At 45.1% G+C, this 20,185-nt stretch carries 16 protein-coding genes; 11 read left to right on the forward strand and 5 right to left on the reverse strand.

Annotated elements, in window-relative coordinates:
• Positions 1-17: 17 nt before the first annotated feature.
• Positions 18-728, reverse strand: a complete 711-nt coding sequence (locus tag VEJY3_RS16405; protein WP_014233518.1) for a glycerophosphodiester phosphodiesterase family protein — start codon at positions 726-728, stop codon at positions 18-20.
• 314 nt (positions 729-1,042) lie between these two features.
• Here VEJY3_RS16405 and VEJY3_RS16410 point away from each other — a divergent pair, with 314 nt between their 5' ends.
• The 11 genes from VEJY3_RS16410 (at position 1,043) to VEJY3_RS16460 (ending at position 12,951) form a co-directional block, all read left to right on the forward strand.
• Entirely contained in the window at positions 1,043-1,996 is a 954-nt protein-coding gene (locus tag VEJY3_RS16410) for a malate dehydrogenase (protein ID WP_014233519.1), read from the forward strand.
• A 155-nt stretch (positions 1,997-2,151) separates the two neighbouring features.
• A complete protein-coding gene (locus tag VEJY3_RS16415; RefSeq protein WP_014233520.1) occupies positions 2,152-2,817 on the forward strand; it encodes a response regulator transcription factor in 666 nt (221 codons plus the stop codon).
• Positions 2,817-4,190, forward strand: coding sequence for a sensor histidine kinase (locus tag VEJY3_RS16420; protein ID WP_014233521.1), 1,374 nt, complete (start codon positions 2,817-2,819; stop codon positions 4,188-4,190). The genes VEJY3_RS16415 and VEJY3_RS16420 overlap by 1 nt, the downstream gene beginning before the upstream one ends.
• 209 nt (positions 4,191-4,399) lie before the next feature.
• The gene (locus tag VEJY3_RS16425; RefSeq protein ID WP_014233522.1) at positions 4,400-6,481 is read left to right on the forward strand and encodes a TonB-dependent siderophore receptor; all 2,082 of its coding nucleotides are present in this window, start codon (positions 4,400-4,402) and stop codon (positions 6,479-6,481) included.
• 73 nt (positions 6,482-6,554) lie between these two features.
• Complete coding sequence (locus tag VEJY3_RS16430) at positions 6,555-7,322, forward strand: DUF3450 domain-containing protein (RefSeq protein WP_014233523.1); 768 nt, start codon at positions 6,555-6,557, stop codon at positions 7,320-7,322.
• The gene (locus tag VEJY3_RS16435; protein ID WP_014233524.1) at positions 7,323-8,690 is read left to right on the forward strand and encodes a MotA/TolQ/ExbB proton channel family protein; all 1,368 of its coding nucleotides are present in this window, start codon (positions 7,323-7,325) and stop codon (positions 8,688-8,690) included.
• Positions 8,690-9,244: a MotA/TolQ/ExbB proton channel family protein gene (locus VEJY3_RS16440; protein WP_014233525.1), complete on the forward strand. Its 555-nt coding sequence runs from the start codon at positions 8,690-8,692 to the stop codon at positions 9,242-9,244. Before VEJY3_RS16435 ends, VEJY3_RS16440 begins: the two co-directional genes overlap by 1 nt.
• Positions 9,241-9,645, forward strand: coding sequence for a biopolymer transporter ExbD (locus tag VEJY3_RS16445; protein ID WP_014233526.1), 405 nt, complete (start codon positions 9,241-9,243; stop codon positions 9,643-9,645). The genes VEJY3_RS16440 and VEJY3_RS16445 overlap by 4 nt, the downstream gene beginning before the upstream one ends.
• A complete protein-coding gene (locus tag VEJY3_RS16450) occupies positions 9,645-10,265 on the forward strand; it encodes an energy transducer TonB (RefSeq protein WP_014233527.1) in 621 nt (206 codons plus the stop codon). The genes VEJY3_RS16445 and VEJY3_RS16450 overlap by 1 nt, the downstream gene beginning before the upstream one ends.
• A complete protein-coding gene (locus VEJY3_RS16455) occupies positions 10,262-11,434 on the forward strand; it encodes a tetratricopeptide repeat protein (protein WP_014233528.1) in 1,173 nt (390 codons plus the stop codon). The genes VEJY3_RS16450 and VEJY3_RS16455 overlap by 4 nt, the downstream gene beginning before the upstream one ends.
• A 533-nt stretch (positions 11,435-11,967) precedes the next feature.
• Positions 11,968-12,951 (forward strand): porin, encoded by a 984-nt coding sequence (locus VEJY3_RS16460; RefSeq protein WP_014233529.1) that lies wholly within the window; start codon positions 11,968-11,970, stop codon positions 12,949-12,951.
• A gap of 159 nt (positions 12,952-13,110) precedes the next feature.
• Here the strand turns inward: VEJY3_RS16460 and VEJY3_RS16465 are convergent, their stop codons facing one another.
• The 4 genes from VEJY3_RS16465 to speA form a co-directional block, all read right to left on the reverse strand.
• The gene (locus VEJY3_RS16465) at positions 13,111-15,276 is read right to left on the reverse strand and encodes a S9 family peptidase (protein ID WP_041170382.1); all 2,166 of its coding nucleotides are present in this window, start codon (positions 15,274-15,276) and stop codon (positions 13,111-13,113) included.
• Positions 15,277-15,507: 231 nt separating this feature from the next.
• On the reverse strand, positions 15,508-16,713 hold the full coding sequence (gene emrD / locus VEJY3_RS16470; RefSeq protein WP_014233531.1) for a multidrug efflux MFS transporter EmrD: 1,206 nt from the start codon (positions 16,711-16,713) through the stop codon (positions 15,508-15,510).
• A gap of 241 nt (positions 16,714-16,954) precedes the next feature.
• Positions 16,955-17,881: an agmatinase gene (speB, locus tag VEJY3_RS16475; RefSeq protein ID WP_014233532.1), complete on the reverse strand. Its 927-nt coding sequence runs from the start codon at positions 17,879-17,881 to the stop codon at positions 16,955-16,957.
• Between the two features lies 1 nt (position 17,882).
• Positions 17,883-19,793 (reverse strand): arginine decarboxylase, encoded by a 1,911-nt coding sequence (gene speA, locus VEJY3_RS16480; protein WP_014233533.1) that lies wholly within the window; start codon positions 19,791-19,793, stop codon positions 17,883-17,885.
• Positions 19,794-20,185 lie beyond the last annotated feature (392 nt).

The raw sequence follows: 20,185 nt of genomic DNA on the forward strand, positions 1-20,185 counted from the left end.
TGATCTAAAACAGTTTTTTACGGAAGAAACCGTGTAGGGTAATCACTGAAGATGCCATCTAAAGGTGGCAGATGTTTGAGTTTATGTGGGTTGTTGACGGTATAGCACATCACTTTATAGCCATGTTGTTGGAGTTTTTTAATCTGACGGGAGCGCACCCAATTGATGTTTAAGTTACAGCTGTAAGCCTTGACTTCTTCAAGCAGCAATCGGTCTTTTCTGGTAAGAAACTCACTCAATACACCTAAATGGTAGCCTCTGCAGTGCTCAAAGAGCGCTCTAATCACATCATGGCTAAAACTAGAAAGTAAAATACTCTCTGAGGGCAGAGGGCTACCAGAAAGCACTTTCGCTAATAACTTTGCAACTGGCTCTGCGGGATGACGATCAACTTTAACTTCGATGTTTAAATTGAGGTTGTGCTCTGCGGCCAGTTCAAGAAGCTCTTCCAACGTCATGATGGTTTCACCCTTAAACTCATCACTAAACCAACCACCAAAGTCTAAGCTTTTGAGTTCATCCAAAGTCAGTTCATCTATTCGCCCATGTCCGTTACTACAGCGGTTGACCGTGTGGTCATGGCATACCACCAAAATGTTGTCTTTTGTCGGCTGAACATCGACTTCTACCCATTTCAAATCAAGGTTTATTGCAGCCAGAACGCTTATCTTTGTGTTTTCTGGGTAAGACCCCGCCACACCTCGGTGACCAATTATCAATGTATCCATGTTGTCGTTCTTCTCGTTTGGGTTGAACCCGATAGTAATCGATATTAAGTTGTTTGGTTTAGCGGGCATCAAGCGAGGTCGATGCAACACCTTCATTTACAGTGGTATTCACAGGAATACAAATATGTTGGACTTTTACTCTATCGCAGCTCATTTTTAAAGTAACGACTAATCTTGCAAGCGCAGAACAATACCCAGAAACGCACGGAGTTGAGCTGAGCATAAGCCTTTATGCATGTCGAAAAATTTGATGATTGGATGGACTTGAATCCTGTATTTTGCAGTGATTTTTTAGAATTATCAGGGAGAGAAAAATGAAGATCGGTGTCATTGGCGCTGGAGCGGTTGGTGTTGGTGTTTGTAACTACTTACTCACAATGGGTAGTTTCAGCGAGCTAGTTTTATTAGATCAAAATCTGGAAAGAGCCGAAGGAGAAGTGTTCGATTTCCGTCACACAACGGCGTTAACGTTTTCTAAAAACACTCGTATTATCCCTTCGAATGACTATCTGGATTTATTAGAAGCTGACATTGTCATCATCACTGCTGGCGCACAAATCAAACATGGGCAGACTCGTCTGGATATCGCAGAAATCAACGCCAAGATTGGGGTGGATATCGCACGTAATATAGAGCGTGTGGCACCAAATGCCATTCTTATTGTTGTCACTAACCCATGTGACATTGTTACCCATTTTATTGTTGCTAATACTGGGTTTGAAGCGAATAAGGTGATCAGCAGTGGCTGTGTTATAGATACTGCCCGATTGATGAGTATTGTCGCCAACCGTGTGGATCTCGATCCTAAGAATATCTTTGGTTACGTATTAGGCGAGCATGGTAGCCATTGTTTTACGCCGAAAAGCTTGATTTCTATCGCTGGCCAACCGGCGGATTATTACTGTGATACGCACAATATCAAACGAATTGATGCGGATGAGCTGTTGGAGGCGGTGAAACAAGCCGGCTATGAAATATTTCGCCGCAAGAACAATACTGTACACGGCATTGCAGCGAGTGTATTTCGGATAGTGCAGGCAGTTATCATTAACGAGCGCTCGGTATTGCCTGTCGGAACGATGATAAAAGGGCAATATGGCGTGAATAAAGTCGTACTCAGTTTGCCAACGGTTGTGGGTAAAAATGGCGCAGACTCGGTTCTTACTCATCCATTTAGTGGTGAAGAGCTCAAAACGTTAAGAGCCATCAGTGAGAACTTACGTTCAATCGTAAAGAACGTTGCATCGTCAACCAGTTTAGAGTGTTAGCGAGTTTAAAACGGAAACCCTCGCTTAATTTCACAAAGCCTGCTTTAAAGCAGGCTTTCGTATTTTTGGTACAGATAAGCCTCTATTGCTCAGTTGTTTAACTTACAGGTGAGGAATATAATGAGAACTATTTTTATTTGAATAATAGGTTAGGCATGTCTCGAGTTTTAATCGTTGATGACGACGTTCCTCTGTGTGAACTCTTAGCGGCAGTGTTACAAGACGAAGGGTATACAGTATCTTCTGTACATTGTGGTGAGAGTGCTCTGCAATACATGGAAAAAACACCTGTCGATTTGGTTTTGCTCGATGTTATGTTGCCGAACTTAAATGGAATGCAAGTTGCGCGTCGTGTTTGTCAGAGATTCGCTACTCCCATTCTTATGCTCACGGCTTTGAATGATGAGAACTCGATGCTTGATGGCTATCAAGCCGGAGCTGACCAATATATCGGTAAGCCATTCAATGTCGCAGAGTTACTGATGCGCATTAAAGCTATCCTTCGTCGAGTAGGTTTGGAGCGCCAACGACAAACCATTTGTAATACCGTTCAGAATATAAGTGATCAACTAACGAGCTTGCCGCTGACCAGCACGGAGGCTGAACTTTTAAGTCACCTGGTTAAAAATCAGGGAGTAGTGATCTCTAAAGCGGAGCTACAAACAGAAGTTCTGCAAAAAGAGCTCAGTCCGTTTGATCGTAATCTTGATATGCATATCAGTAACATCCGCCGCAAACTGGTTGAGGCGGGTCTTTCAAAGCAGCACATCAAAACGTTTCGTGGTAAAGGGTATAGCTATTTAGAAGCTGTGAGCATGTAATGAAGCTTGTCTGCCCATCTTACATAGTAAAACGTAAAGACAGCCTTGCGTTTAAGCTGTTTAGCTACATGACGGCAATAGTCATCAGCATATTGCTTGTTCAGGACTTATCCGAACGAGCTTTGGTCAAAGCCATGCTAAAAGTCCCTGATAATGTCAAATCAGAGATGCTAGAACTTGCCCACCAAGCAAATGAACTGATTGAATACGGTGATATGGATGAATTGGCAGATTGGGCCAATGCACAGCAATTTTACCTGTTTGTATTGAATGAGCAGCTCCAACCCATTACACATCGTTTGATGCATCCACACTTTGAATTTAAGCTTCAGTTTAAACGCAGTCTTGACTCTCAATTGGAAGACAAAGTTAATCAACCCCTTATCAATATTCCTCTGGTTAATGAACACAATTTAGTGATTGAACTCCCGCATCGTTTGCACCCTGCGAATGACTTTATCCTTTATTTTTCTATCATCAAGGTCGTGATTGCCGCGGTAATTTTGTCTTTATTCTCACTTTTAATGGCGCGTAAATTACAGCAGCCACTCGCTCGTCTCAGAGAGGCGAGTAAGAAGCTTTCTAACGGGGATTTCGACGTCAGTGTTGTGCAGGAATTAAAGTCTACCACCCGAGAGTTTATTGAGCTCGCGGAGGACTTTGATCACATGACCAGAGAGATCCACTCACTAGCGGAAAAACAACGTCTTTTGATTCGTGATGTTTCTCATGAGCTCAGAACGCCACTAGCCAGGCAAAACCTCGTGCTACACCTCTTGCGCAAGCGCGTGGGAGAAGATGAACAGGCTCTGGTTACCCGGCTAGAAGAGGAAACTAAAGAGCTAAACCACCTGATCAGCGGCATCTTAGAATTTAGCCGTCTTGAGAATGCCCGTTACGATAAAGCGACTAAACGTAATGATTTAGAAGTGCTTTTGGCACCACAAGTAGAGCGCTGCAAAATCGATCTTAAACAAGAACAAAGCTTGTCATTTGTTTCTCTTGCGACTGAGCCGAGCGCATATTGTGAAGAAACATTGGTGGTGCGTTGTCTTAATAATCTTGTTGGCAATGCCATCAAATACGCAGGCGAACGTGCCCAGATAGAAGTGGCTCTGAGCCACAAAGAAGTCAATGGCCAGCGTTATCTCGTTATGTCGGTATCTGATGATGGGCCCAGAATTGCAGAGAACAAGTTGTCGGAAATCTTTAATCCTTTTACACGCCTGGATGCATCGAGAGATAAAAACGTCGGAGGGTATGGTCTCGGGCTGGCGATTGTCAAAGAATCGATGCGAATAATGGGAGGAAGCGTTAAAGCAGAAAGCCGTCCGCAAGGTGGGTTAAACGTAAGTTTGATGTTCAGACAATAATACGACATGATGCGGCCAAGATTTTTTGTGATCTAGATCTCGTATGAATAATTCGTCATCCAATAGTTCTTTACAAAATCCTGCAAATGCAAAGAATGTAAATTTAATGCAAATGGTAATACTTATCACTTATATTCACTCGCGATATAAATAAGAGGGAATCACATTCATTGTATGTGCGACCCGAAACACAATCGGAGTGAAAGTATATGTTTACTAAGAGCCATTTGGCATTAGTGATCGGTGCGGTGTTAGCAGCACCAGCAGTGGCAGAAATTCAAACGGATGAGCATCTAGTTGTTGAAGGACGCGAGTTCGGCTACAAAGCGGATACCAACAGTACAGCGATGCGTATGGAAATGACGCAGCTAGAAACTCCGGGACAAGTTGCCGTCATTGACGAAACCGTGATTGATGAGCAACGAGCGAGTACGCTGGGTGAAGTACTGCGTAATGACGCGAGTGTAAGCGCTGGCGGCACTAGTCGTAACCGTGAACGTTTCTCGCTTCGTGGATTTGAACTAAGTAGTTCTGATGGTTTTCTAAAAGATGGTCGCCAACACTGGTCACATTACCGTCAGCCAATTGAGCTTTTAGAGCGTGTTGAAGTTTTAAAAGGTCCGTCTGGTCTGCTTTACGGTAAGTCTGAGCCGGGTGGTTTAGTAAACATGGTTTCCAAGAAGCCAACAGCCAAAACACAAGTAAGCCTGAGCCAGGACATCGGTTCAAACGAGCATTCACGTACAGTGCTGGATGTAAGTGGCTCTTTAAACGAAGCGGAGACGCTGCGTGCTCGTGCGATTTTGGCAAAGGAGAACTACAGTTCTTGGCGAACATACGGTGATGGTACAAAGCCTCAAACTGACCGTTTTGTTGGTGGTTTAGTTGCTGAGTATGACATTACCGAGAACGTTATGGTGTCAGCGCACTATGACCGTACAAAAGATGAAGGTAGCGTAGACTCAGGTGCTTACGTTGTGAATGGTAAGCCTGCGCGTGGTGACAAATACATTTGGGATGCGCAGTGGTCGAAGATCGATAACGACGTCGAAAACTATGGCGTCGACATTAACGCTCAAGTAGTTGAGAACGTTAATGTTAAAGCGGGATACAACCGCCAGGACTTTGAGCGTTTTGACGTAGAGTCGTACCCAAAGTTCAATGAATACGATGCAGGTAACGTCATTGTTCACCGTGGCAACGATCGTTCAGATAACTGGGTGTTCGATACCGCTTATTTGGACGTCACGACGGGCTTTGCTCTGTTTGGTACGGAAAACACACTGTTAGTCGGCGCTAACTACTTAGATTACAGTTACGACCGCTTTATGGCGTTTCATAATGAAGCTCAGATTGCTCCGGGAGAAACGGTGCCAAAGCCTGACTATCGCAGTTCTAGAAAATGGCCAACGAATGAATACGATACTTGGGGAATCTACGCGCAAAATATGATGACCATTAACGATTACTGGCAGGTACTTGCGGGTGTTCGTTATGATGAAAAACGCAGTGATGAGTTAACAGAGAGTCAAATTTCTCCGAAGTTTGGTGTGACTTTCCACCCAACATCGAATGGCTCTATTTATGTGCAATACTCTGAAAGTTTTATGCCACAAGGGCAGGTAAATGGTGAGGATTATACTAACGATGGTGAAGAACTAGACGCAGAACGCGGCATTTCTTACGAAGTTGGTACTAAGTGGGAGTTGTTTGATCAACGTCTTTACTTAACAGGCGCTCTATTTGATATCACCTTAGAGAATGTAAAGCTAACGGTGGATGCGCCAAATAATCCGGGCAAAGAGACGATTACGCAAGATGGTGAGCAAGTTCACCGTGGAGCAGAAATTCTAGCGCAGGGCTTTGTGACGGATAAGTTGTCGCTTACGGCTTCTGCAATGTATTTAGATGCAGAGATTACACAAAGTAAAAGTTACAAAGGTAATCGTCCGGCAGATGTACCTGAGTTTTCGGCGAGTGTTTGGTCTAGCTATAAAGTGCAAGACAACACTAACCTAAACCTAGGTTTGATTTATGAAGGTGATCGCTACGGAGATGAAGCGAATACCTTCGAAAAAGATGGGTATGCACGCATTGATATGGGTGTGTCATACAAGCATAAGTACGACGAAAACTTGGATATTATTGCTCGATTCAATGTAGAAAACCTATTTGATACTGAGTACTTAGCAGGTGGTGGTAGTACCGACCCTCTAGAGTATGAAGGAGCGAGCGGTGTAGTGGTTGGTGAAGGCCGAAACTACATGGCGACAATCCAGTTTAAGTACTGATAACAATCTGATTAATAAAGGGGAAGGGTCGTATTCCCCTTTAGTCGTTTTAGGAAATAGCATTTAAACTCGTATGAATCTAATTAAATCAAGTATCGCTCTGTTGATTTCATCGGTTTTGATTCCCGTTCACGCGGAAAATCTCAGCGGTGCACAAGCAGTGCAAAGTAAAACCAATCAAGCATCCGCGGCTAGTCAAAAACGCATTGATACCAGTGCGGAAAAGGCGTTGACCTTGGAGGCAGAAATCGAACAGTTGCAAGAAGAAGTCAGCAATTTAAAGATTTATCGCGATCACCTTACCAGTCTTGTGAATAGTCAGAATCAAGAAGTAAATAACTTGAATGACCAAATTGAGCAGATTGCGCACACTCGCCAAGGTGTTGTGCCGTTGATGTATCACATGCTTGACGGGTTAAAAGAGATCGTGGCGAACGATAAGCCGATTCGTAAAGCACAACGCGAAGAGCGTATTGCGAAGCTTGATTCGATGATGACTCGTGCGGATGTTGCCGATGCAGAAAAGTTTCGCCGAATCCTGGAAGCGTACCAAATCGAAATGGATTACGGCACTCGACTTGGCGTTTACCAAGGCAAGATTGATTTATCTGCGAACGAAACAGTCGAGGCCGACGTCCTTTATTTAGGTCGAGTATCGTTGATCGCACGTAGCTTATCCGGAGAAACGTTCTGGAGTTGGTCGCAACAGCAAAAAGCCTGGCAGCCACTTGGTTCTGACCAAAAAACAGAATTGGACAAAGCGTTTGCCATGGCAAACAAGCAAATCGCACCGAGCATGTTAACGTTGCCAGTGTCGCTGACCGTTGCGGAGGGCAAATAAATGATCAAAAAATGGTTATCGGTTGCATTAATCTCAGGCGCTGCGTTGATGCCTCACACCACATTTGCCAGCGACACTTTGTTGCAAAAAGCGCAGCAGGAAAATCGTCAACAGCAATCTCACAACGTAACGCGTGAAGCCGGTTTTAAACAATCAGAACAAGAGTTGCAGTCGCTTAAAAATCAACTGGCTGCAGAGCGTGCAGCTTTGCAAACTGAAGCTGACGCGTTAAGCGCGACGTTCAGTGAAAATGAAGCTGAATTGGCACAACTTGAAGAGAAGCTTCGTTTAGAGACAGGCAGCCTTGGCGAGCTATTCGGTGTTGTACGTCAGAATGCAAAAGAACTTGAATCTGAGCTTAAACATTCCGTAACGGGAGTTGACCGTAACACTTACCAGAAAGACATCGAGGCTATTGTTGCTGCGACCTCTTTGCCTACTTTGTCACAGCTTCAGGCCATGTGGCGCAGTATGGAAGAGCAGGTGAAGGCAAGTGGTGAACTCGCGAATGTATCATTCACATTGCTGGATGGTGAAGGTCGTGAGCAGACGATTTCGGGCGCTCGCCTGGGCGCGATGGCGTTACTGGATGACAACGGTTATGTGAACTGGAATGGTCAGCGTGGCGATGCGGTTAACTACCTTCGTCAGCCTGAAAATGGTCCGACAGCAAGCTCACTCACCTCGGGCGACCTAGAGAGCATCGTTATTGATCCATCACGCGGTATCCTTTTGGAGCAACTTGCGAACTCGCCAACCCTGCAAGATCGCCTCAGCGCTGGTGGTGTCGTGGGTAAGATCATTCTTGGCTTACTAGCTATCGGTTTGATCATTGCGCTCGTTCGTGGCGTATCGCTAATGATTGCACGTCAGAAGATCGCACAGCAACTGAAGAGCCCTACTCAGCCACAAGATAATCCGTTAGGCCGTGTTCTTGCGGTGTATCAGAAAGACAAACATCGCAGTGTGGAAGCATTAGAATTGCGTCTGCTTGAAGCGGTGGTTGATGAACAGACGCATCTGGAAAAAGGCTTGTCGATGCTGAAACTACTGGCGGCACTGGCTCCTATGCTTGGTCTGCTTGGAACCGTAACAGGCATGATCGAAACCTTCCAGGTGATCACTCAGTTTGGTAACGGCGATCCAAAAGTCATGGCTGGTGGTATTTCAATGGCGCTGGTAACGACAGTACTTGGTCTGGTTGCTGCAATGCCTCTGCTTCTGGCTCACAATGTGTTGAGCTCACAAGCAGAAAATATTCGCAATATTCTTGAGAAGCAAGGCATCGGCTTAGTCGCAGAACAGGCTGAGCGCGATATGCCGAAAGGAATGAATAAAGTGAACACTGTCGCGGAGAATGCAGCGTAATGGAGCAGATCTTACTCAACACATTGGGTTTGATCAGCGAAGATTGGGCCACAACCTTGATGAGCTTTATGCAGCAAGGTGGCCAGATCTTATGGTGGTTGGCTGCCGTGGTTGCGGTGTGCTGGTTATTGGTCATGGAGCGGGTGATTTACCTGACTACGGTTTTTCCTAAAGTAAAAGCAGAGCTTCGTGACCAGTGGTTGGCAAGGTCAGAACATCACTCTTGGTACGCGCATCAAATCCGCGAAGGATGGATTGCAAAGGCGCAGATTGAATTGCGTCAGAACTTATCAACGATCAAATTGCTTGTGGCTATTTGCCCAATGCTTGGCTTGTTAGGCACGGTGACGGGCATGATTACCGTGTTTGATGTGATGGCTTCACAGGGCAGCAGCAATCCAAAATTGATGGCTTCAGGCATCTCGCTTGCCACTTTACCTACTATGGCTGGAATGGTAGCAGCGTTGGCGGGGATGTTTATTCATGCACGATTAAGCAAAGTGTGTGAACGCAGAGCCATCCAATTAGAACAATCTTTAAGGAGTCAGAAGTGAGACTCGGACGCAGACCTAATCAACAAGACGAAGCTCAAGTCGATTTAACATCCATGCTTGATATCGTGTTCATCATGTTGATTTTCTTTATTGTTACTAGCTCATTTGTTCGTGAGTCAGGGGTAGAAGTCAATCGCCCGCAGGCTTCAAACGTGGTGAGCCAGAAAGATGCTGGTATTTTTATCGCGGTAACGGCAGCAAACGATGTGTATATTGACAAGCGTTTGGTCGATATCGAGCGTGTAGAAGCCTCTATCGAGCATTTGCTGCTTGATCAGCCTGATGCATCGCTTGTCATCCAAGCGGATGAGCATGCTTATAATGGTACGGTTGTAAAAGTAATGGATGCAGCAAAAGGCGCAGGCGTTAAGAACATTGCATTGGCAGCGGAGACACCTTAATGGGTAGGCTGTTACTTGCATTACCTGTGTCTTTGTTGATTTCAGTCAGCTTGTTTAGCTTTATGGCGTGGATGGTAGACAATGGCAACCAGCGTGCGCCCAAAGCTTCTGAAGCGGTTCGCTTTGACATGGTCATGGTGGAAAACGATGCAGACATACAGCGTCGTCAACGCTCGGTTCCAGAGCAGCCTGAGCCGCCGAAAGCACCAGAGCCGATGGATTTGTCTCAAGCGAACACGCAAGTTGAGCCGATGAGCCAAGTCACGCCGACCAGCGCTTTGGGCCTAAATACGGCGTTGGATGGTATTGCGATTAGTGCGCCAAATCTAAAAGGCACGATGGGTAATCAACAAGCGCTACCTCTTTATCGCGTGGAACCTCGCTATCCGAGCAAAGCTCAGAAACGTAAAGTAGAAGGTTACGTGGTGTTGCGCTTTACTATTGACGCGACTGGCCGTCCAAAAGATATTGAAGTGGTTGAAGCTGAGCCAAGTCGCATGTTTGAGCGTGAGTCGATACGTGCGCTTAGAAACTGGAAATATCAGCCAAAAGTTGAGAATGGTGTGTCAATCGAGCAGTTTGGGCAGACCGTAAGACTGGAGTTCAAGTTACCGAAATGATGAAGAAATTCCTAATTGGTGCCGTCTTATGCTTAAGCGCTTTTACGACCACCGCTAACGAGTTAAGTCAGTACACGGCTTCGCGTGTCCAGCGGGCACATGCTATGGCGCAGGAAGATAACCTCAAAGAGGCCATTTCTACACTTGAAGGATTAGATCTTTCTCGTGGTTATGATCAGGCTTTCGTCGCTCGTATGTTGGGTATTTTCTATTGGCAAAACCAGCAAATTAAGCCTGCAATTAAACAACTTGAGTATGCAGTGAACAGTGGTTTGTTGCAGGATGAACAGGCGTGGCAAACCCGTAAGATGCTGGCTGATATGCTGCTTAACGAACAACAGTTTTCCAAAGCGTTACCGCACTATTATGCGTTAAGTAAGAACGTGCCTAAAAATCACAAAGCCCATGATGTTTGGTTGCGTATAGCACAGTCGCATTACCAACTAAGAGAGTGGAATAAAGTGATTTCAGCCATGGGGCGCTATGAGCAGTTTGGTCAGCCAGACAAGACAGGCCCGCTTTCGATCAAGCTTTCTGCTGAGCTGGAACTCAAAAAGTGGAAGCCAGCGATTGGCACAATAAAGCGTTTGATTGCGATTGAACCTGCACGTGTGGAATGGTGGCGTCAACTGGTCGCTTTACATCTTCGCATTAATGATAATAAGCGTGCTTTAGATTCTTTGGCTCTTGCTAAGCTTCAAGGTGTCGAACTCAGCCAGGATGATTTGAAGCTGTTAGCGCAACTGTATGCAAATCGAGGAATTCCAGAACGTGCTGCGTTGGTCTTGGATGAGCTCAATGAGATTAATTCAGACAGTAAATTGAAAGCTCAGCAAGCAACGTACTGGCAAATGGCCAAAGAGTGGGATAAGTCGATAGATAGCTGGCGCATAGCCGCGAAACTCGACTCACAGTACAACTGGAACTACTCTCAGCTACTCGTACAGGAAGGGCAGTACCAACAGGCATTGGCCGTTTTGGATGACGTTTCTGGCAGACCATCTGACGTCGCGCTTATCAAAGCTCGGGTTTATTACAAGTTGAAGCGAATTGATGATGCGCTCGCAAACGCGAAACGATCTTATGAAATGAAGCCATCCGATCAGGCAAAAAGTTGGGTGACTTATTTGTCTCAACTTCGTAAAGCAGAATCCAGTTTAAATTCTTAGATAGCTGTCAAGAACACTCAAAAAGCTCGAGGTAACACTCGGGCTTTTTTGCATTTTAACCCTCCATATTTCCAATAATCTATAGCATTTATGCAAGAGAGTTAGACTGAGTAGTCTGTACCGATCAGTAAAAAATCAGCGAATTTATCTAACAAACTAGGCTGATTTCGATACAAAGCTCTGCATTGGTCAGGCAAAGATCATTAATTCCAACTCACTGGTTTTTACTTAATAACACATCATACTGCAAAGGTATCAGCCAATATTTTTCTATTGATAGAATTAAAATTAATAGATATCGGTACATTGAGAGAAGTAGCACGCAAAAAGCACAAATTTTATGCATATGAATGAAAAGTTCACTATTTTTATGTGACATTGTTCATATATTAATCAATGGGTGGATTGGTTGCATAATAAGTTGTTTGTTTTATTTAAATTTCATTACTACCTTGTTATCTGTTCGTTGCAAATGATGCAGGGTTATTCTGTTTTTGAACGAATCGGCACAAACAACTATATGGATGTTAACAATGAAAATGAAAGCTCTAGCCGTAGCAGTGGCGGCACTAGCATGTGGTACACAGGCATTCGCAGCAGAAGTTTACAACAGCGATGGTACATCTCTATCAATCGGCGGTCATGTATCTGTGGGCGTGGGTGAGTATTATGACGAGGACGTAAAGGTTCACCAAGTATCTCCTCGTATCAACGTGGCGGGCAAAAAAGACATCGGCAATGGTGTGACTGTTGATGCTAAAGGTGAGTGGGCACTTAACTACCTAAACGGTGGCGATCAGTCTTTTTCAACTCGTCTTGGCTACATTGGCGCAACGCATGAGCAACTTGGTCGTCTGGTTGTAGGTACGCAGTGGACTCCATACTACGATGTAGGTGGTGTTGCTGATTTGCCAATCGCGTTTGCGAACGACTTCCTATATTCAAACTACTACGAGCTTGGTTCTGCTCGTGGTGAAAAAATGGTTAGCTACCGTAAAGGTTTCCAATTCGGTGAAGGCTTTGCGTTCAATCTAGGTCTAGGTTGGCAAGGTCAAAACGGTGATTACGATGACCGTGGCCAAGTTTCTATCAGCACTGAGTTAGCAGGCTTCGGTCTTGGCTACGCATACAGCGGTGGTGATGTTGAATTTGGTGGTCAAACTGGTAAAGAAAACGCAAGTTCACATATTTTGTCAGCATACTACGGCTCTTACGGTTCAGGCCTTTATGCGGCAGTTGTATACGGTATGAACGAATACTTCTTTGAAGGTCTAGAAGACACTACTCAGCTAGAAGCACTTTTAGCGTACGGTGTTAACGATTGGACTTTCAGCGTGAACTACGAAGGCGTGGAAGACGATGATCTAGACACTCTTTACAGCGAAATGGCACTACAAGCAGAGTACGCTGTTACTCCTTCATTCTATACATTCGCAGGTTACCAAATTGATCTAGGTAACGACATTGATGAAGATGAGAACGACTACTGGACTATCGGTGCTCGTTACTACTTCTAATCAATAGGACAGTATCTACTGCCTAAACACAGTTATTGTGTTAGCGCCTACTTCTTGCTTTGTAAAAAGGATTAAGGGAGTAGGCGTTTTTATTTCCGGCCGATTATTGTGCTGACGCTGATCGTAACAATGCCCGCAAGTGCGGGCATTGTTTTTCTGTTACTTTGTTTCTAGCAGGTCCAGGAAGAAAGCATACTCTAGTGCATCTTCTTTTAGGCGTTTAAATCGACCGGAAGCGCCACCATGTCCTGCCTCCATATCGGTCTTAAACACCAGCACGTTGTTATCAGTCTTCATTTCGCGCAACTTAGCTATCCACTTCATTGGCTCAAAGTACTGAACCTGAGAGTCATGCAAACCCGTGGTGACGAGCATGTTTGGGTAATCCTGCGCTTTAATATTGTCGTAAGGCGAATAACTCAACATGTAGTCGTAATAGGTTTTGTTGTTCGGGTTACCCCACTCATCGTATTCATTCGTGGTTAATGGAATCGATTCATCCAACATCGTCGTCACAACATCGACAAAAGGTACATGCGCACCAATGCCGCGGTATAACTCAGGCGCTTGGTTAATAACAGCGCCCATTAACAGGCCTCCTGCCGAACCTCCCACCGCGAACACTTTATCTTTTGCACCATAGTTCTTCTCGACTAAGCCTTTCGTTACATCGACAAAATCGTTAAAGGTGTTTTGCTTTGTCAGCTTTTTACCATCCTCATACCAAGGTCGGCCGAGCATTTCAGAGCCGCGAATATGGGCAATGGCGAAAACGAAACCACGATCCAGTAAACTTAAACGTGTTGAGCTGAAGGTTGGCTCTATTGTTGCGCCATAAGAACCGTAACCGTATTGATAAATAGGGTTGGTACCATCTTTGTTAAAGCGATCTTTGCGATAAACCAGCGAAACAGGCACTGACTTGCCATCACGAGCTTTGACCATGATTCGTTCAGACTGGTAATTATCAGCGTTAAAGTCACCCAGGACTGGGGTTTGTTTCATGACCTCAGATTCACCCGTTTTCAGATCGAAATCATAGTAAGTACCCGGCGTGGTTAAGCTACTGTAGTAAATGCGTACTTTATTGTTATCTAACTCGTAGTTTCCAGTTAGGTACGCCGCAAATGCGCTATCGTGAAATTGGAGGGGGAATTCGCTACCGCTGGATAGTTCACGCACAGTGACCGTTGATAAGCCATTTGCGCGTTGCTCATAAACCAGATGGTCATCGAACAACTCAAAATCGACCAGCTGAGTATCATCGTCTGCCGGAATAACATCTTGCCATTGAGAACGGTCGTGCATGTTGTCTTTGTGCACTTTCATCAAACGGAAGTTAATTGCCTCATAGTTAGTGTAGATGTAGTACCAGTCGCCAAGTTTTGCGATGCTGTACTCGATACCGGTTTCGCGCGGAAAAAAGGGTTCAGCTTGCGCATTTGGGTTGTTGGCATCAAGGACCGAAACACCACTGGTTTCTGTACTGGAGTGCCAAATGTAGACCTCTTCTCCATCCTTACTCTTGCTGATGTAGGTGTAGTACTCACTATCTGTTTCTTCGTAAATCAGCTCGTCTGTACTTTGCGGGGTTCCCAGTACATGGCGATAGACTTGGTAGCCTAACAGTGTTTGTGGGTCCTTTTTTATGTAATAGAACGCTTGGTTATCGTTTTGCCAGGCAATGGCACTAGAAGCGCCTTCGATTTCGTCCTCAAGGTATTTACCCGTCTCCAGGTTCTTGATTTTGATGGTGTAAATACGGCGACTTAACGTGTCTTCGCCATAAGCCAAAAGCGTTTCATCAGGGCTGACATGTAATCCGCTAACATTAAAGAATTCATGACCTTTGGCCAGTTCGTTGACATCTAAAATCACTGATTTATCGGTGCCGGAAAAGTCTTTGGCGCGCAGATGAACTTCATATTCGTTGTCTCCAGAGACTTCACTGGAATAAAAGTAATTGCCCTTACGAACCGGAACGGAGTTGTCGTCTTTGGCTATTCTGCCCTTGATTTCTTCAAACAGTGTTTGCTGAAGCGTTTCGGTATGCTTGAGAACGGTTTCGGTATATTTATTCTCTGCTTCAAGATGCTGCAATACCTCCGAATCTTTGCGCTCGTCGTCTCGCATCCAGTAGTAGTTATCGATACGGGTGTCGCCATGAATCGTCATGGCATGCGGCACTTTCTTTGCGACAGGCGCTTGTGTTTGCTGGGCAATGAGCTGTGACTGAGAATAATGGTTCATAGTTGAAGTTCCTTGATTACTGCATCCGGCCAAAATTGCGACTGATACGGCCAACGTCGTAAGAGTAAAACGCATCTGTTTATCCTTGTATTTTATACCCAAGTCATCGTTTTTAATGGAATCTAATTGTATATGGCTTGAGCGTGCTTTCAGGTTTGTTACCGATGTTTTTGATCTTCCAGTGATCGATATGAAACTTTATTGTGTAAGCAGTTGTTATACAAAGCAAACAGTCTTTTGGAATGTGAGTACAAAAAAGGGACATACTACATAGTATGTCCCTAAGAAAATGCATATTGAGTTTGGTTATATAACCTGTGGTACTTGGTTGGAATGATCCGGCGTGCGGTTAACCCAGCGTAGCCCGAGCATTGCGATAACTGACATCGCCATCATCAAAATACCCAGAGGCATTTGGTTCTGAGCCGGGAATAGTGACGCAAGTAAGGTTGCGATACCCGCGCCCAAGTTTTGCATACCGCCCAACGTCGCACCCGCAGTACCTGCATGGTATGGGAACGGAGAAATCGCCCCCGTTGTGGCTGCCGGAAAGAGTATGCCTGCACCCAAAAAGTAAATAGTAGCGCCGCCAATCAAGGTTAACGCGGTCGTTAAGCCAAACAGGCCTGGGATCAACACGACGGCTGAACCGATAAAAATGGCAACCAGACCAACATTGAGGGCTCGACGCATTGAACGGCGCTGAGCGATGTAGCTCGATAAGCCTGAACCAATCAGATATCCCGGGATCGGAATAATAAACAGCAAGCTGACGGTTGTCGCTGGTAACCCCAAAACGCCGCCTAGTAGCACACCTGCAGCTGCTTCAATGACGCCCACACCCGCGAATGTTGCTACCAGGCAGATCAAAAAACCTTGGAAGCGTTTATCGGATAAAACGTATTGATAGCTCTTAGTCACTGGCTCATTTTTGCGCTTTTCGACAGGGAGAGTCTCCATCATGCTCGTCATCATGGTAATGACCACAGCAATACCAAATAGCGCGAGAAATAGGTAGCTAGAACGCCAACTGAACGCTTCTGTTAAATAGCCACCCAGTAATGGTGCCATCAAAGGTGAGAAGAGGATACACATGCTGATCAAGCTATTCGCACGGTGTAATTCTGCACCTTCAAAACAGTCACGAGTTAAGATACGTGCCATCGCACCACCACAGCCAATGCCCAAGCCCTGAATAAAGCTACCAACTAAGAACCATTCAAACTGGTGGGTAAATAGAGCGACTAACGTCCCCACGATGTAAATGAGCAAGCCAGCAATAATAATTGGTTTACGTCCAAGACGATCGGACAACGGACCATACACAAACTGTGAAAAGCCATATGGGATCAAGTAACAGGCCATAACGGCTTGAAGTGAAGACGCAGAAACCAAAAATTCACTCGCCATATGACCGATTGAAGGCACGTACATCGTTTGGGTCATCTGACCTACGGCAGTCAATATTGCGATTAAAAACGTAAGTTTCACTAATGGAAACGAAGCCGGCATTTACGTGTATCTCCAATAAATTTAAGGTGTAAGAAGCCTTAGCTCTCCATAAAGAGTGCTAATGTAATTTGTTATATTAGGGGATGATTCGTGCGAGATATTAGTGCTTGAATCTGTGCTTGGCAATCTAAACTTTTGTCGTCAAGCAAGATTAAAATCTATGATTTGGATTAGAAAAAATAATCCGAAAGTTTGCTGTGCGAAAAGACAAAAAAGGGAGCGAATGCTCCCTTTGAAAAATTTAGGCTTGTTCTCGACCTGATGCGTAAGCGTACAGCAGTTCTAGAGCAATGGTCGCGCCTGCTAATGCGGTGACATCACTTTGGTCATAAGGTGGTGACACTTCTACCACGTCCATGCCTACGATATTCATGCCAGCCAAACCACGAATGATTTTAAGCACCTTGTCAGTATTTAAACCGCCGCAAACCGGCGTTCCCGTTCCCGGAGCAAATGCTGGATCTAAGCAGTCTATATCAAAGGTAACGTATACTGGCTTATCAGCAACGGTACGACGAATCTCGTCTAGAATCTCATTCACAGACATGTCATTGGCTTGCATCGCATTAATAACGTTAAAGCCGTGATCTTGCTGTTTGTACTCAGTACGAATACCAATTTGTACTGAGTTCTTCGCAGAAATTAGCCCTTCTTTCGGTGCATGGTAGAACATCGTACCGTGGTCGTATGAGCTGCCGTTCGCGTATGTGTCTGTATGAGCATCGAAATGAACTAGCGCCATTTCGCCATAATGTTTCGCATAAGCACGCAGAATCGGAAGGGTGATGAAATGATCCCCCCCCAGTGCAAGCATTGTTTTCTCGCTTTTTAAGATTTCGCTTGTCGCCGCTTCCAAACGGTAAGTGAAGTCTTCTGCGTCACCGCAATCGAAGACCAAGTCTCCGGAATCAATGACGGTTAACTTATCAAATACGTTGAAATCCCAAGGGAATTTTTTACCTTCCCAGGCTAAATTTACAGAAGCGCGACGGATAGCATCCGGACCCATGCGAGCCCCTGAACGACCAGATGTTGCCATGTCGAGAGGAACGCCGAGTACCACAACGTCTGCCTCCGCAGTCACCGGATTTTTAATGTACGGAAGACGCAGAAACGACATTGAGTTGGAGTAAAGCGAATAATCAGTTTTAGTAAACAAATCATTCATATCAGAAATCCTCTAAATAGGTGTATCCCACCAAACCTTGTTCCAGTTCAGCAAGGATTTGTGTTTGTTCACCGGCTTCAACTCGTTCTGAAACCAGTTGTTTGTAATTATCGCGAATCGCTTCAACGTCGATATGAACATAACGCATCATGTCTTCTACGCTATCACCTTCGTTGATGTAGCTAATTTCAAACTCACCGTTCTCTTCTACGTTAACAACCACACTGTGGGTGTCGCCAAATAAGTTGTGCATGTCACCCAGAATTTCCTGGTATGCGCCAACTAGGAAGAAGCCCAGCAGGTATGGCTTGTCTTTAGTCCACGCTGGAACTGGTAACGTACTTTCTATACCTTGACCATCAACATAAAGATCAATCGCACCATCAGAGTCACAAGTGATGTCCAACATGACCGCTCGACGTTCTTCGGCGTCGCCTAAACCAGAAAGCGGCAATACAGGGAATACCTGATCGATCCCCCATGCGTCTGGTAGAGACTGAAAGAGCGAGAAGTTAACAAAGAACTTGTCTGCGAGACGTTCGCTCAACTCATCCAGAATCGGACGGTGGAAGCGGTTCTTCGTGCTCATCTTACGACTCAATTCGAAGTAAATGCGTAGCGACAGCTGTTCTGCCCAAGCGCGTTGCTCTAGGTTAATCACGCCAGTTGCAAAATTAGAATGTGCTTCTGCTAAGTCACTTTGCGTGTCGTTGTAAATCTCAATCAGTGCTCGAGCGTCAGTGCCGTTTTGCAAGTTTTCCCAATTACGCCACATGTTTTGCAGCAACAAAGGGGCATCATCGGCTGGAGCAAACACGTCTTCAGGTTGGTAAGCTTCTGTGCCAATTACATTGGATACCAACACGGCATGATGCGCCGTCAAAGAGCGACCGGACTCAGAAATAATCACCGGCATCGGCTGCTCATATTGCTGACATACATCGCCAACCGTGTTGACGATATTTCGTGCGTATTCAGCAAGACCATAGTTCATCGAGTTGGATGATTGGCTACGTGTTCCGTCGTAATCCACAGCTAAGCCGCCACCCACATCGAAGTAATCGATGCCGGCACCCATTGCACGCAGCTCGCAGTAAAAACGTGCAGACTCATTCACGCCATTGCGTACATCACGAATGTTCGCCATTTGTGACCCGAGATGGAAATGTACCAATTGCAAAGCATCGAGGTTACCGCTGTTCTTCAGGCGGTTAATCACACTCAGCACCTGTGACGCAGACAGACCAAACTTGGACTTTTCGCCACCACTTGATTGCCACTTACCGGCACCCTGAGAAGCAAGACGAATACGCAGACCCAAGCGAGGTTTTACGCCTAAACTTTCCGCTTCTTGCAGTACCAGATCAAGCTCTGATAGCTTCTCTAAGACGATAAACACTTTATGTCCGAGCTTTTCGCCAATCAGCGCAAGGCGCACGTATTCACGATCTTTATAGCCATTACAGACAATCACGGAGCTAGCCTGTTGAGCCAGAGCCAGTACGGCCAATAGTTCCGGTTTACTGCCAGCTTCGAGGCCGAGTTGTTTTGTCTCGAGCTCTGCTTGGCTGGCGAGTATTTCATCAACCACTTCACGTTGCTGGTTTACCTTAATTGGGTATACCAACAAGTATTTATTCGGATACTGATAATCTTCAATCGCTTGGTTGAAAGCATCACAAAGACCATGCACACGTTGATGCACGATCTGTGGGAAGCGAACGAGAACAGGCAAGTTCAGCTGCTTCGCTTCTAGCTCTTTTACAATGGCACTGAAAGGGATTTGATGTGCACGGTCACTTCGAGGAGAGACGTATACCTCGCCTTGGTTATCGATACCGTAGAAGCCTTGGCTCCAGTAGTGAACGTTGTAGTCCGCGCGAATGCGGTCTAATTTCGTTGCTTTTTCCAACTCAATTCTCACAAAAATGTACTTAACCCTTTAATTTATTAGAAGGAAAAGTACCAAAAAGCAATTCATGAGGCATTAATACCAATCACAGTGAGTAAGTGATCAGAAATAGCGCAGGAAAAATGCATGATAACAAGGCACAACTTTTTCATAAGTAGTTACTCTACAGTCAAAAATTGTAACGCAGTTATCGAACATTTTAACCAGCTAGAATGACCAGTTATTTGCTACGATTGGTATCACCTCATACCCTGACACGAACTCCGTGTGCGCGCATTAACGGACAAAATTTGTTTAGAGTCTAATGATTAAAATCTATCTTATCGATTAGGCTTTGTTGTCGAAGATTGGTGTAAATATTTATACCCAGTTTACTTCTTGAGGGGGGATTC

The sequence above is a fragment of the Vibrio sp. EJY3 genome (genome assembly GCF_000241385.1).
Taxonomy (GTDB): Bacteria; Pseudomonadota; Gammaproteobacteria; order Enterobacterales; family Vibrionaceae; genus Vibrio; species Vibrio natriegens.